This window comes from Pedobacter sp. Leaf194, assembly GCF_001423945.1.
Taxonomy (GTDB): Bacteria; Bacteroidota; Bacteroidia; order Sphingobacteriales; family Sphingobacteriaceae; genus Pedobacter.
This window is the reverse complement of sequence record NZ_LMPU01000009.1, coordinates 396,709-411,187: the sequence shown is the minus strand read 5'-3', so window position 1 is coordinate 411,187 and position 14,479 is coordinate 396,709. Positions and strand designations below refer to the sequence as shown.

The 14,479-nt window shown below is 38.5% G+C and carries 11 protein-coding genes; 7 read left to right on the top strand and 4 right to left on the bottom strand.

Translation table 11 applies throughout. The features are described 5' to 3' along the window. Nucleotides 1-44 precede the first annotated feature (44 nt). From pheT to ASG14_RS12040, 7 genes are all read left to right on the top strand, one after another. A complete protein-coding gene (gene pheT, locus ASG14_RS12070) occupies nt 45-2,444 on the top strand; it encodes a phenylalanine--tRNA ligase subunit beta (RefSeq protein ID WP_056871307.1) in 2,400 nt (799 codons plus the stop codon). Between the two features lie 31 nt (nt 2,445-2,475). Next, nucleotides 2,476-2,766 (top strand): hypothetical protein, encoded by a 291-nt coding sequence (locus ASG14_RS12065; protein WP_056871306.1) that lies wholly within the window; start codon nt 2,476-2,478, stop codon nt 2,764-2,766. Nucleotides 2,767-2,798: 32 nt separating this feature from the next. Beyond that, on the top strand, nt 2,799-3,089 hold the full coding sequence (locus ASG14_RS12060) for a cell division protein ZapA (protein ID WP_056871305.1): 291 nt from the start codon (nt 2,799-2,801) through the stop codon (nt 3,087-3,089). Between the two features lie 312 nt (nt 3,090-3,401). Beyond that, nucleotides 3,402-4,973, top strand: coding sequence for a ribonuclease Y (gene rny, locus ASG14_RS12055; protein WP_056871304.1), 1,572 nt, complete (start codon nt 3,402-3,404; stop codon nt 4,971-4,973). Between the two features lie 215 nt (nt 4,974-5,188). Continuing rightward, complete coding sequence (locus ASG14_RS12050) at nt 5,189-5,704, top strand: DUF962 domain-containing protein (protein WP_056871303.1); 516 nt, start codon at nt 5,189-5,191, stop codon at nt 5,702-5,704. A 111-nt stretch (nt 5,705-5,815) separates the two neighbouring features. Beyond that, on the top strand, nt 5,816-8,611 hold the full coding sequence (locus tag ASG14_RS12045) for a TonB-dependent receptor (RefSeq protein ID WP_235528576.1): 2,796 nt from the start codon (nt 5,816-5,818) through the stop codon (nt 8,609-8,611). A gap of 83 nt (nt 8,612-8,694) precedes the next feature. Then, a complete protein-coding gene (locus ASG14_RS12040; protein ID WP_056871302.1) occupies nt 8,695-10,149 on the top strand; it encodes a hypothetical protein in 1,455 nt (484 codons plus the stop codon). A 64-nt stretch (nt 10,150-10,213) separates the two neighbouring features. On the opposite strand, the gene ASG14_RS12035 is transcribed toward ASG14_RS12040, so the two are convergent. From ASG14_RS12035 to ASG14_RS12020, 4 genes are all read right to left on the bottom strand, one after another. Beyond that, a complete protein-coding gene (locus tag ASG14_RS12035) occupies nt 10,214-10,525 on the bottom strand; it encodes a hypothetical protein (RefSeq protein WP_056871301.1) in 312 nt (103 codons plus the stop codon). Between the two features lie 188 nt (nt 10,526-10,713). Then, nucleotides 10,714-10,989 (bottom strand): hypothetical protein, encoded by a 276-nt coding sequence (locus ASG14_RS12030; protein WP_056871300.1) that lies wholly within the window; start codon nt 10,987-10,989, stop codon nt 10,714-10,716. A 100-nt stretch (nt 10,990-11,089) separates the two neighbouring features. Next, complete coding sequence (locus ASG14_RS12025; protein WP_369817227.1) at nt 11,090-12,298, bottom strand: hypothetical protein; 1,209 nt, start codon at nt 12,296-12,298, stop codon at nt 11,090-11,092. A 416-nt stretch (nt 12,299-12,714) separates the two neighbouring features. After that, nucleotides 12,715-14,466: a lysophospholipid acyltransferase family protein gene (locus ASG14_RS12020; RefSeq protein ID WP_056871299.1), complete on the bottom strand. Its 1,752-nt coding sequence runs from the start codon at nt 14,464-14,466 to the stop codon at nt 12,715-12,717. Nucleotides 14,467-14,479: the final 13 nt, after the last annotated feature.

Genomic DNA, 14,479 nt, shown 5'->3' with positions numbered 1-14,479 from the left:
CCGATATTGCTTTGGTCGCTGATACGCGTTACCGATACTTATAGATGAAAATATCATACAACTGGCTAAAACAATTCGTTCAGATAGATAAAACACCTCAGGAACTTTCTTTAATTCTAACCAACGTTGGTTTAGAAGTGGAAAGTGTAGATAAGGTACAGGCCGTTATCGGTGGGCTGGAGGGTCTGGTTATTGGCGAAGTTTTAACCTGTATTCAGCACCCTAATGCCGATCGTTTGCGTGTAACCACAGTAAGTGTTGGCGGCGTTGAAAATTTGCAAATTGTTTGTGGTGCGCCCAACGTAGCCGCAGGCCAGAAAGTTGTGGTCGCCACCGTTGGCACAACCGTTTATCCTTTAGAAGGCGAACCTTTTAAAATCAAAGAATCGAAGATAAGGGGAGAAGTTTCTCAGGGAATGATTTGTGCCGAGGATGAAATTGGATTGGGCAAATCGCATGATGGAATTATGATTTTGCCAGCCGACACCCAGGTTGGAATCCTCGCGAAAGAATATTTCCAACTCGCAGACGATTACGTTTTCGAGATTGGCTTAACGCCAAACAGAGCCGATGCGGCCTCACATTTAGGGGTTGCCCGCGATTTGGCTGCTTACTTTAGAAGCGAATTTGAAATGCCGGATTTGTCTGCCTTTAACGTAGACAATGAAAATTTGATTATTCCGGTTGAAGTAAAGGACCTCGATGCTTGTCCACGTTACAGCAGCCTAACCATTGCAGGTGTTCGTGTTGGCGATTCGCCTGACTGGCTTAAAGATAAATTAAAGGTTATTGGCCTGCGCCCCATTAATAACGTGGTAGATGTAACAAATTATGTTTTGCATGGCCTTGGTCAGCCTTTACATGCTTTTGATGCAGATAAAATTACAGGCGGCAAGGTGTTGGTAAAAAAGGTAGCTGAAGGCACCCCCTTTGTTACTCTGGATGATGTAGAACGAAAGTTGAGTGCAGATGACCTGATGATTTGCAATGCTAAAACGCCAATGTGTATTGCAGGGGTATTTGGCGGCAAAACTTCCGGAGTTGATGCAAATACTACAAATGTTTTTCTGGAAAGCGCCTACTTCAATTCTGTATCTGTTCGTAAAACAGCTAAGCGGCACGGGTTAAAAACGGATGCCTCCTTTCGTTTCGAGCGGGGAACCGACCCCGAAATTACGGTTACAGCCTTAAAATATGCGGCCATTTTAATTAAAGAACTAGCCGGTGGCGAAATCTCATCACCAGTTTCTGATGTTTATCCTACGCACATTAAACCCTTTGAGTTTGAAGTAAGCTTCACCAACATCAATAAGTTAATCGGTGCAAACATCCCCCCGGTAGAAATTAAGCACATTATAACGGCTTTAGGAATTTCTGCCACCAATACATCTGATGATACGCTCGCCTTAAGGGTGCCTTCGTTTAAAGTGGATGTTACCCGCGAGTGCGACATTACCGAAGAGGTTTTACGTATTTACGGATACAATAACATCGCGATTCCGACGAAGATAAATGCATCGCTTTCGAACAGCTCGAGGCCTGATAAAGAAAATACACAAAACGTAATTGCAGACATGCTAACTGCCAATGGTTTTGCTGAGATTTGGTGTAATTCGTTAACAAAATCTGCTTACTCTAAAAACTTAGATCAAGCTGTATTTATTTTAAATCCGCTCAGTAGCGATTTAAATGTAATGCGACAAAGCATGCTAATGCCTGCGCTGGAAAGTGTTGCTTACAATCAAAACCGTAAAAATGCCGACGTTAAATTTTATGAATACGGTAAAACTTATCACCTTATAAATGAGCAGTACATCGAGCGGCCAAGGTTATTGTTATTGGTATCGGGCGCAACGCAGAGCGAACAATGGAATCAGCATACCAAATCGGCTACTTTTTACAATTTGAAGGCTGCCGTTGATGCCGTTATTTCCCGCTTAGGAATTACAACTTACCAGACAGATGTTTTGGAGGATGAAAATTTTGCTTACGGAATCCGGTATTTCCGCGGAGATAAAACTTTGGTAAGTTTTGGTGCCGCCACCAAGGCCGACAGAAAACAAGTTGATGTGCATGCGGAGGTTTTTTATGCCGACTTTGATTGGGCAGGCTTGCTGGATATTGTTAAAAAGAATAAAATCGTTAACAAAGATGTTTCTAAATATCCACAGGTGAGAAGAGATTTATCAATGCTGGTTGATAAGGATGTTACCTTTGATGCTCTGAAAGGAATTGCTTTCAAAACCGACAAAAAACTGATTAAAGAAGTTGGCGTTTTTGATGTTTACGAAGGTGACAAACTTCCGGAAGGAAAAAAATCATATGCATTAAATTTTATTTTGCAGGATGAAGAGCAAACGCTTACTGATAAGCAAATTGAAAATACGGTACAAAAGTTAATTGCCAATTTTACGCAACAAGCGGGTGCAGAAATTAGGAAATAAAATTTAAATTCGTATTTTTAGAAATAAATTCATGGCTTCTGTTGCAGATCAATTAGATAAGGTAATACTAAAAACAACGCGGATAATCGAGTTGTGTAATGCTTTGCAGGAAGAAAATGATTTATTAAAGCTTGAAAATCAATCGTTAAAAGTGGCGCTTGATACTTTTAAAGGTAAGCATGGCGAACTGGAAGAAAAACTTCGGGTTACCAAACTTGCAAAGAGTATTGAAGGCACGAGCGAGAAGTCGCTTGATATTAAACAAAAAATTAACGATTTTGTGCGGGAGATTGATAAAAGTATCGCATTGCTTAAAAAATAAGTAGTGAGACATAATCAGAAACTAAGCTAACAATGGGAGAAATCTCGATTAAGATAACTATTTCCGACCGTATTTATCCTTTAAAGGTTAATGTTGAGGAGGAAGAAATTGTGAGGCGGGCAGCAAAAATGATCAATGAGCGCATAAAAGATTATCAAGACAATTATGCGGTCAGAGATAAGCAGGACCTTCTTTCTATGGCAGTATTGCATTATGCAACGGCTGTGCTGAGAACAGAAAATAAGGTGCAAAACCAGGATACTGCAGTTGCTGACAAAGTCGAGGAATTAGATGTTTTATTAGGTGATTTCTTTTCAAAATAAGGTTCGTTCTTTTTAAGTGTTCGTCGTTCTGGCTCCGGCCTGAATCTGATAATTGAGGTGCTGAAATAAAACCGGAGGGTAATATAAAAGCATGGCGTTAACTTATAATTAGCATAAAAGCATAGCCGCGGCTAGTTTTTTGAGTTTCAATTTTATAAAACTTAACACTTCAATATCTATGGGGTTAAGAGGGCGTATTTCATCTGCTATGGCACCTGAAAATGGCTTAAATCCCAATTATGCTTAGTTGAGGTTTAAAATGATGAGACTTTAAAAAAATTAGTTGCGGTTTTTTTTTACTTAAAAAACAAAATGGAAATAACGGAGATTCTAGGATACATATTTGCCCTTATAGCAGGCTTAGGTATCGGCATAGTAGTAGGCAGGTTCCTACTGCGCAACTTGCTTAAACAGCAGGAAGTTGCTGCACAAAACAAGGTTAAAAAGATTTTAAAAGACGCAGAAAACAACGCGGAAATCTTAAAAAAGAATAAACTTTTAGAAGCAAAGGAAAAGTTTCTGCAACTTAAAGCCGAGCATGAGCAAGAGGTAAATGCTAAAAATAATACCATCAACCAACGCGAGAATACCATGAAACAGAAAGAACAATCTGTTAATCAGCGTATGGAAAACTTTAACAAAAAGGAAGCGGAACTTGATAAACAAAAAATTCATTTAGAAAAGCAAACGGATCTTGCTGTTAAAAAGCAGGAAGAGGTTGAGGTTTTAAAGCACCAGCACTTAAAGCAGCTGGAAACCATTGCCGGCCTTTCTGCAGAAGAAGCCAAAGAGCAATTGGTAGAAAATCTAAAACAAGAAGCCCGCACCCAGGCGATGATGCAGGTTAAAGACATTGTTGATGAGGCAAAGCTGACAGCCAGCAAGGAAGCGAAGAAAGTGGTTATCCAAACCATTCAGCGTACAGCAACCGAAGCTGCAATCGAAAACTCGGTTTCGATTTTTCATATTGAAAGTGATGAGATTAAAGGCCGTGTTATCGGTCGAGAAGGCCGTAATATTCGTGCACTTGAGGCGGCAACAGGTATCGAAATTATTGTTGATGATACTCCGGAAGCGATCATATTATCAGGTTTTGACCCGGTAAGAAGGGAAATTGCCCGTTTAGCTTTACACCGTTTGGTAACCGATGGCCGAATCCACCCGGCTCGTATTGAGGAAATTGTTGCCAAAACCAAGAAACAAATTGAAGACGAGATTGTAGAAATTGGTGAGCGTACCGTGATTGATTTAGGTATCCACGGTTTGCATCCGGAGTTAATTAGAATGGTTGGCCGTATGCGTTACCGTTCATCTTACGGACAAAATCTTTTACACCACTCTCGTGAGGTTGCAAATTTTTGTGCTACAATGGCTGCAGAGCTTGGCTTAAACGCGAAGATGGCTAAACGGGCAGGTTTGTTACATGATATAGGTAAGGTACCTGATGATAACCCTGAATTGCCACACGCGATTTTAGGTATGCAACTTGCAGAAAAATATAAGGAACATCCTGAAATTTGTAACGCAATTGGTGCCCACCACGATGAAATCGAAATGACATCGATGATTTCGCCAATTGTGCAGGCCTGCGATGCGATTTCGGGCGCTCGTCCGGGTGCGCGTAGAGAGGTTGTAGAAAGCTACATTAAGCGTCTCAAAGATTTAGAAGAACTTGCCCTATCATATCCGGGCGTAGAAAAAACCTTCGCAATACAGGCAGGAAGAGAGCTAAGGGTAATTGTGGAAAGTGAAAGAATTACCGATGCCCAGGCAGAGTTGCTTGCTGCGGATATTTCGACACGCATTCAAACGGAAATGACTTACCCTGGTCAGATTAAAGTTACGGTAATACGCGAAACGCGTTCTGTTGCATTTGCTAAGTAATTGCTGATGTAGTAAACTGAACGGTTACAGCAGTTCAAAGAGGATATAGATAAAAGCGATGACTGAGGTCGTCGCTTTTTTTATTTTCTATTTTTTGGCGCTTAGAAACAGTAACGTCACTTTTTATTTAGCTCATTTAAAAATTGAAATTAGCTGCCGCTTGCCTGTGGCTAAAAATAAATCGAAGACATCAGTATTTTTTTTATTTTTACATAATGAGCAAGCAAACCCACAAAGTTGAAATTAAACGGCCTGTAGATGTTTATTTCGATAAATATCAGGAAAGCCATAATAATGAAACAAACGAAGTTATCCATTGGATTTGTGTGCCGCTGATTATTTTCAGCTTGCTGGGCCTCGTCTGGTCAATTCCGTTTCCACATATCGCTTTTTTAGGGAAATATAACGGCTTTGTAAACTGGGCATCTTTTTTAATTGCTTTCTCTGTGTATTACTACTACCGTTTGTCGCCTGTGCTCTCTTACATGATGTTACTGCTCATCGTTATAATGAGTTGGGGAATTGTATCGCTGGAACAGTGGCAAAAAACGGGTGGCCCCGCGGTTTGGGTAATTTGTCTTATCATCTTTGTAGTTTCCTGGATTGGCCAGTTTATCGGGCATAAAATTGAGGGGAAAAAACCATCATTTTTAGACGATATTAAGTTTTTGTTAATTGGACCGATATGGTTATTGCACTTCATCTGCAAAAAGGCGGGTATTAAATACTAAATCAAAAGCCGGTAACATTAAATTAACCTTTAGCTAAACAAAGCTTAATTAACATCTAACATAGAGCTAACATTGTGGTAATAGCTTTGCCTAAAATTAAATACAGGCAAATTGAACTTACTCAAACTTTTTAAAAGCACAGCATTAGCAATGCTGGTTTTCTTTTTAAGCGCAGCTGCTTACGCCCAAACCGGTAAAATTTCCGGCGTTGTATCAGACAATAAAACAGGTGAAACATTAATCGGTGTTACCGTAAAAATTAAAGGTACTACAAAAGGTGTTTCGACAGATGTTGATGGAAAATACACGCTTCAGGCCATGGCCAATGGCAAATATGTTCTGGAATTTTCTTACATCGGTTATCAAACCAAAGAAATCTCAGACATCGAAGTTAAAGCTCCCGCGGTTACCAACCTTAGCGTAACCCTTAGCGAGGCCAGCGGGCAAAATCTTGGTGAAGTTGTTGTAAAAGCCAGTTTTAAACAAGAGTCTATCAATACATTATATGCACAACAAAAAAACAGTGCGTTAATTTCTGACGGAATTTCGAGCGAGCAGATTAAAAAGTCGCCAGATAGAAATACTTCTGATGTGTTAAAACGTGTTAGTGGAGCAACTATTCAAGACAATAAATTCGTAATTGTTCGTGGATTGAGTGACCGCTACAACACTGCCACGCTTGATAATTCGACTTTGCCAAGTACAGAAGCAAACAAAAAAGCATTCTCTTTCGATATTGTACCTTCTAATCTTGTTGACAAAATTACCATCAGCAAAACTGCAACGCCTGATCTTCCGGCGGATTTTGCAGGTGGAGCGGTTCAGATAGTTACCAAAGATATTCCCGATCAGAACTTTCTTTCTTTTGGTGTCGGCTACGGATACAATAGCCAATCTACTTTTAAAGATTTTTTAGCAACCAAGAAAAATGCCCAGAATTATTTGGGTTTTGAGGATGGCTCGAAACAATTGGCAGAAAACTTTCCGAGCAGCGAGCAGGTGGCTAAGGGAACATTAACAAACTCTAAAAGCATTGCTGCATTAGAATCTTTACCGAATGATTTGAGTGTTAAAAACAGGTCGGCCCTGCCAACGCAAAATTACCAGCTAAGTTTAGGGCGTGTAAAGCATTTCGAAAGTGGTAATACTTTCGGTGCGTTAATATCTGCAACTTACAGAAACGCACAAACCATAAATCAGGATGTTGAACGTAATTTCTACGTGTATAACTATCTCGATAATCAATATAAGTTTTCAACAAACTTAGGTGGTTTGGCAAACTTTGCCTATTCGTTCGGAAAGAACAAAATTAGCTTTAAGAATATTTATAACAGAAACTATGATGATACCTATGCAGAAAGAACGGGTATAAAGGATGGTAATTCATTAAACCGTTTTTATGCTTTCGATATTATGCAGAAGTCGCTTTTTAAAACAACTTTAGAAGGAGATCATCAGATTGGGGAAGGAAATAATAAGTTAAAATGGACTGCATCTTACAGCAACATTAGCAACAACCAGCCCAATCAGTTAAAAATTAATTATACAAAACCATTAGCGGCTCAGAATGATCCAAGTGTTTTGTACCAAGCTAACATTACTTCGTTAGGAAAAGACAATACGAGGTTGTTTTCAGATTTAAATGAAAACATTTATGCCGGCGATGTTAATTACAGTACTCCATTTAAATTATTTGATGCTTCGAGTACTTTCAAAGTTGGCTTAGGTTCGCAATACCGCGACCGTAATTTTACTGCCCGCTTCATCGGTGCTGAATTGATTACCAATAACCCTGCCTTGCAAACACAAATCAGAAGCTTACCTGTTGATCAGATTTTTTCTCAGTCGTTGTTTGATTCTGGTGCTTACAGACTTGCAGAGGTTGGTGGCGAACTGGATAGTTACAAAGCAAACTCGTTTACGAATTACGGTTACTTAATGTTGGATCAGAAATTTGGAGAAAATTTCAGAGCGGTGTATGGTGCGAGGGTAGAAAGTTACAACGTAAAAGTGATGAGCATTAGCAAAACATATGTTGATGATTCGCAGGTTGACGTTTTGCCTTCCGTTAACTTAACCTACAGTTTAACTAAAAAAGCAAACTTGCGTGCATCGTATTACCGTACTTTAGCAAGACCAGAATTTAGGGAATTATCGCTTTCATCTTACTACGATTACGAATTATTGGGTAACATAACCGGTAACCCAAACCTGAAACGCTCATTAATCGATAATGCCGACATCAGGTATGAGATTTATCCGGAAGCAGGTCAGTTGTTCTCTGTTTCAGCATTCTACAAACATTTTACAAACGCGATCGAATCATACCGTTACGATGTTTTATCAACGCCTGATGTTTCGTTTTTTAATACCCCTAAAGCTTATACTTATGGTTTAGAGTTTGAAGGCAGGAAGAACTTAAACTTTATTGGCGAAAGTAATTTGTTCAAGAATACAATTGCTTATGTTAACCTGTCGCTAATAAAATCAAAGGTTACTAACCCTACAGATCAAAACTATATCGATAAAACCCGCCCAATGGTTGGCCAGTCGCCATATGTTATCAATGCTGGTTTACAGCACAGTGCTTTAGATAATAAGCTTAATTTCAATATCCTTTACAATAAAATAGGTAGAAGAATTGTACAGGCAAGTGGTATCAACTTTCCAAGCACCTGGGAAAATCCGAGAGATGTAATCGACCTTCAGGTAAGTTACAAAGTGTTAAAATCGAAAGGCGAGTTTAAACTAAACGCCGGAGATATCCTTAACCAAAGAAGCATAATTTACTTTGATTACAATGGTGATAAAAAATACAACGGCAGCGTTGGCAACGGCGGAGATGAAACCTTCTCATCATACAAGTCTGGCACTAACATATCACTCTCTTTTAACTATACTTTTTAGTGATTAACAATATGGTAACAGGATATTAATCCTGAATAAAAATTAAAAATTTCTATTTGTAAAAAAATATTAAAGCAAAAAAAATGAAAAACCAATTTATACTACTCGCTTTATCAGTAGTTTTATTTTCAACGTCGTGTAAAAAAAATGTAATTGTGGAAGGTCCTTCTACAGAAACTCCAGGTGGTACGGCAACTGGTGTGGTTGAAGTAACCGGCGAGATTTCGGCTAACACAACATGGTCTGCAAGTAAGATTTATTTATTAAAAGGATTTGTTTTTGTAAGCAACGGCGCAACTTTAACAATTGAGCCAGGCACAATTATAAAAGGCGACAAGGCAACAAAAGGTACTTTAATTGTAACCCGCGGTGCGAAAATTAATGCAACAGGTACGGTAGACAAACCGATTGTTTTCACTTCGGCTTTGGCCTCAGGCGCCCGTAGCCAGGGTGATTGGGGTGGCGTTATCTTGTTAGGTAAAGCACCGGTTAACCAAGGTACTGACGTTAAAATTGAAGGTGGATTAGTTCAGCCAACAGGAAAAGACGAGAAATTATACATTTACTATGGTGGTACTGATGCAGCAGATAACTCAGGAACGATGAAATATGTTCGTATTGAATATGCTGGTATTGCTTATTCAGTTGATAACGAGATTAATGGTTTAACAATGGGTGGCGTTGGTAACGGTACTACACTTGATTATATCCAGGTTTACCGCTCTGGCGATGATGCTTTCGAATGGTTTGGTGGTACAGTTAACGCGAAACACTTATTGGCTATCGGAACATGGGATGACGATTTCGATACAGATTTCGGTTATGCAGGTAATGTTCAGTTTGCTTTAGCGCAGCGTGTTTCTACTGTTGCGGATCAATCTCAATCTAACGGTTTTGAATCTGATAACAATGGAACAGGAACTGACCAAACGCCAAAAACGTCTGCTGTTTTCTCTAACGTAACCGTACTTGGTCCGATTAAGGCTGCTGGTGGTGCATTCAACGCAAACTTTTTCCATGGTGCGCAAATTCGTCGTAACTCTTCAATCAGTATCTTAAATTCGGTTATTGCTGGTTTCCCAATTGGCTTATATATTGATGATACTAAGGTTGTAACAGCTAATTCTACATCAGCAAACTTTACAAGTGGAAATATGGTTATCGCAAATAACCTGATTTATGGTACAAAAGGCACTGAAGTTAGTGTTAGCAATGCAGCGGCGGCCGTAGCAATCGAAGCTAAATTACGTGCTGACAACATTTTCGCTCAAACCTCTTTTGCATCAGCGATATACACAAACCCATATTTATACTATAGTGATTTCGGTGCTGGTGCTACATTGGGTACGGCTAATTTCACTTTGTTAAATGGGTCGCCTGCTGCAACAGGAGCTGCTTTTACAAATGCTAAAGTTTCTGGTTCTTTCTTTACTCCGGTAGCTTACAAAGGTGCATTTGGTGCTGAAAACTGGGCTTCGGGTTGGGCAGAAGTAGATGCTCAAAGCTTAGCGTATACTACGCCAGGAGCAGTTAAATAAAATAACAACTTCATAACATAATAAAGCCGGAGCATTTAATTATGCTCCGGCTTTTTGTTTTATTTTACTCTGAAACCTCTTTTTTCGCTTTCGACGCGGATACTTTAACGGCTACCGGTTTTACCGCTTTTTCTTTAATTACGAGTGGAGCAACCTGCTCTTCTTTAATAAATGAAGCTATTGAATCTTCTGCCGGGGCGATACTGATTTTTTTGGAAAGTTGTTTCGCAAATTTCTCAATAACTTTTTCGGGTTTTTTTGCTTTTCCAAATTGATTAACAATTTCGCTAATTGCAGTTGCTAGCCTCAATTCTAATTCTTTACGCAGTTTTTTACTCGCCGAGTGATTTTTCGACTTAGATTTATTCTTTTTCATTTAACAATCAGGATTTCCTCAAAGATAAAATATCGTGATGTTAAGTTAATATTATGATTATGTTAAGTATAATTTAAAGCCTTAACAAACAGCTAATTTTCTAAAAAACTGCATAACCCGATAAAAAATGCTTCAAGGATAAATCAAGCGTGTTTTTAGACGGCCAAGAACTTAAATCGATAGATCATTTATATGCCCGAGCCCTTTGCAATGCTTCCGCCCATATCTAAAGCGCTTTGAAATTCTTCAAGGTACTGAAGCAAATGCCGTTCTGCCGTCGCGAAAGACGTAAATGACGCTGATGGTTCGTATGGGTCGCTGCTGTTGTAATTTTTATAGAATAAGCTTGTTTGAAACACAAAAACTTCTTCCTTGTTTACTGGCGACATAATCCGGGCCTTTATTGGGTGAGCATGTATTTCTGTGAAGTACTCTTTCAAAACGGTATAAATTACAGGCTGCATAGGAATGTTTTTTTTGAACGATAAAAATAGCCTAAAAAATACCAATGCGGGCTTGTTGTTGATTTTATAACGTTAGCTTAACATTAATTTAATATTAAATTTATTTAGACGGGTTGTAGTTGTAGACAATCTTATACTCAACATCCTTTAGTTTTGTGGCTATTTCTCCAACCTTCAAATCCTGCAATTGTGGTGTCGGTTCGCAGAAAACATACTTTTTGCCCTGATAAATTAAGTAATCGCCTTTAACCGGTTTATCAAATTGAACTGCCATACTTAGGTGTGTTGGATATAAAAGTGCCACCATTGGCAGGTTATAAATCTCTTTTACCAGGTAGAAAAATAATGCGGCCCTGTCATCGCAATCGCTATATTTAGTTAATAATGTTTGCTCTGGCGATAAACGTTTTTCCCTTCCGAAGTTATCCTGGTCATTCTCATACAAAAAAGCATATCTGGTGAAACGCATTAAATAGTCTACACCCTTTTTTTGATCCAGCTTTTTTACATTGTTCTTCAATATCGGAATTAAGGAACTGTAAGTTTCCCGACTGAGTGGAATGTTAAAATATGATTCGAAATCTACCCCAGGATAATTAGCAAAAATTGCCTGAACTGCATCGTTAACTTTTAACTTGAAATGATAGGTTTGATGCTTGTAGCTGAAATCTACATCCTTTTCAGAATAGGTTTCCGGCTTAAAATCGGGCATTCGGGTAACTTTATATGAAAATGAATTTACGCCCTCTGGTATTGCAATCCTCACCGGTTTATACGCACCCGATTGTTGAAAAAGTTTGCCATAATCATGGTAATTAAGGCACATATATTTATTATCATCTACCATAAAAAACGGAATGTCACTGATGTCTTCACCGTTTTTTACATAAAATATAATTTGCCCATTTCCAACTGCTAAACGGGCATCATAGCCACACTTGTTTAACAGAAACCATTTGTATAAGGTGTATTGGCTATAATTTTTCAACTTCGGACTTAACAATTCAGCAGTTTTTCGAATAAGCTGGTAATAGATCCAGTCGTTCAGTTTATACTTTTCTCTATAAGCTGTTAAAGCGGTAGTTAAACCGGCATAGTTTCCGGCGTTGATGGTGTTGTAAAAACTATTTACCGTTTCAGAAGTTGCGTTTAAGGGTGTAGCGACAATAATTGATGAATCTGCTGAAAAGTTAAACGTCCCGTTGTAAAAGTCGACGGAGTAGTTAGCAGCCTTCGTTTCACAAAAAACCAGTACGAAGCAAATGCTTAACACTAAAATTAAAGAAAATTTATTGGTGCTGCTTTTCAACTTGAAATATTTGGTAATATTAAATTTACTTAAAATTAATATTAAAACAACAATTTCTTTATGTTAAAAAAGTTAAATCGGTTAACACGCAGGTAATCTGAAATTCTAAAATGTTATGGGTCAGCGCTTAGTATCAATCGAAAGAAACCATACCGCAACTTTTACCGTAAATATAACCGAACGAATGAGTGAATGGATTTGCAGGAGTTGATAGGCCTGCATTTCCTTTTTTGGGCAGTAGTTATGGATCTAATTTCTTTCCGGGACTTTCGATTTTATAACATTCCCTTAATATTTAGCTAATGATGTAACCTCATATTTGCATTATAAATTACTTGGTTAGTATTTATAAAAAAGTTTAGGTTAGTTGATAAGAAAAAACCCGGATGGATATCCGGGTTTTTCTATTTTATAATCTAAAGGTTCTTGCCTAATTTTTCTATCATTTCTGGCGGAATATTATGTGTATCTACAACCAGAAAACCATCTAAACAATCAGAAAATTTTGGGTCGATGTTAAATGAAATGATTTTTGCGTTCAGGTTCATGTACTGGCGCAAAAGCACAGGAACTTTGATGTGTGAGTTTTCGATGTCGCCAATTATGCTATCTAAGTCTTTAAAAGAATCGCTGCTATCAACCAAAGTATCGGTCGAAATCGGCAATAAATCTGCCTTAAATTTGTTTCTTGGTTTTACATATTTGGCCATCTCATAATCGAAATGATTTTTGGTGATGTAATCGACAATAAGTGCCTTACTAAATTTAGAAAAACTATTGCTAATACTCACCGGACCAAACATGTAGCGGTATTGAGGATTATCGATAAGGTATTTTAAAATCCCTTTCCAAAGCAAGAAAAGTGGAAGCGGTTTACCCTGGTACTCTTTCCTTATCCAGGAGCGTCCCAGCTCGATACCTTGCCGTAACATAGGGTAAAACTGGTCTTTCATTTTAAACAGCTCTGAAAGATAGAAACCTCTGCGACCCATGCTTTCCAAAATTTCGTCGCCTTTGCCAATGCGATAAGCGCCAACAATATTTTCAAGTTCTTTATCCCAGATAAAAAGGTGGTTATAATAAATATCGTAATTATCTAAGTCTATTTTTTTATTTGTACCCTCACCAACCTCTCTAAAAGTAATTTCACGTAAACGGCCAATTTCTCTTAAAATATTTGGAATTTTTAGCGTTGGCACGATGTAAACCTCATAGTTCTTTTCCGTCCACACTTTAAAATCGTCCAGCGTTGTCACTTCCTCTTTTATCAAAACCCTCGATGTTTCTTCGATAACCTCTACCGGTTTCTTTTTAATCTTAAAGAGTTTGAGTGGATTAAAAAGTTTCTTTTCTGTGTCTAAACCAACACCTAATGCATAAGTACGGGCTCTTAAAAAGTCCATTAACTTATTGGTTTTGTTCATGTGAGAAATTTCATCAAGTCCGATAGCTTTTCCTATCCTTACACGAATGGTGCGGCCATGCTTGTTCAGAAACTCGGATGGTAACTTTGCGGTCCTAAGCGTTGGATGGATGAAACTTAAAATGTTGAAGAAAACACCATTATTGCCGTGAAAGTAGATGGGTACCACCGGTACCTTTGCTTTCGCTATTAATTTGCCCACAACCGGGTGCCACATTCTATCGGTAACCTGTTGTGCATCCAATTTAAACGTCGAAACTTCACCAGCGGGAAAAATTCCTATCGGCGTACCGTTTCTTAAAAGATCGAAAGTTGTTTTTAAGCCGCTAATGCTTGATGAATGCTGTACGTTTTCGAAGGGGTTAACCGCCACGAAAAATTCATCTAAGTTTGGAATCTTTTTCAAAATGAAGTTAACCATGACCTTCGCATCCGGGCGAACCGTGCACAAAAGTTTAACGAGCGCCAAGCCTTCTACGCCTCCGTATGGATGATTTGCAATCGCAATAAATGGTCCGGTTTTAGGGATACTGTTTAGTTCATCTTCATCAAAATCAATTGAAACACCAATGGTTTCCAGTATTTTATCAACGAATTCTAAGCCTTTAAAGTGCTGGTTCTGAGAGAAAACGTCGTTAATATCGTTCAGTTTCATGATTTCCATCATCAAACCTGCCAAACCGGGAACGCCTAACTTATCTATCTTCGTCGCCTTCGCAAACTCTGAGGTAGTAATAATCTTCATAAAAAAATTTTAG

What these genes read in the sequence shown, in the direction of transcription:
- rny (WP_056871304.1), top strand. Translation starts at nt 3,402, where the DNA reads ATGGAAATAACGGAGATTCTAGGATACATATTTGCCCTTATAGCAGGC.
- ASG14_RS12030 (WP_056871300.1), bottom strand. Translation starts at nt 10,989, where the DNA reads ATGCAGCCTGTAATTTATACCGTTTTGAAAGAGTACTTCACAGAAATA.
- ASG14_RS12050 (WP_056871303.1), top strand. Translation starts at nt 5,189, where the DNA reads ATGAGCAAGCAAACCCACAAAGTTGAAATTAAACGGCCTGTAGATGTT.
- ASG14_RS12035 (WP_056871301.1), bottom strand. Translation starts at nt 10,525, where the DNA reads ATGAAAAAGAATAAATCTAAGTCGAAAAATCACTCGGCGAGTAAAAAA.
- pheT (WP_056871307.1), top strand. Translation starts at nt 45, where the DNA reads ATGAAAATATCATACAACTGGCTAAAACAATTCGTTCAGATAGATAAA.
- ASG14_RS12060 (WP_056871305.1), top strand. Translation starts at nt 2,799, where the DNA reads ATGGGAGAAATCTCGATTAAGATAACTATTTCCGACCGTATTTATCCT.
- ASG14_RS12065 (WP_056871306.1), top strand. Translation starts at nt 2,476, where the DNA reads ATGGCTTCTGTTGCAGATCAATTAGATAAGGTAATACTAAAAACAACG.
- ASG14_RS12020 (WP_056871299.1), bottom strand. Translation starts at nt 14,466, where the DNA reads ATGAAGATTATTACTACCTCAGAGTTTGCGAAGGCGACGAAGATAGAT.
- ASG14_RS12040 (WP_056871302.1), top strand. Translation starts at nt 8,695, where the DNA reads ATGAAAAACCAATTTATACTACTCGCTTTATCAGTAGTTTTATTTTCA.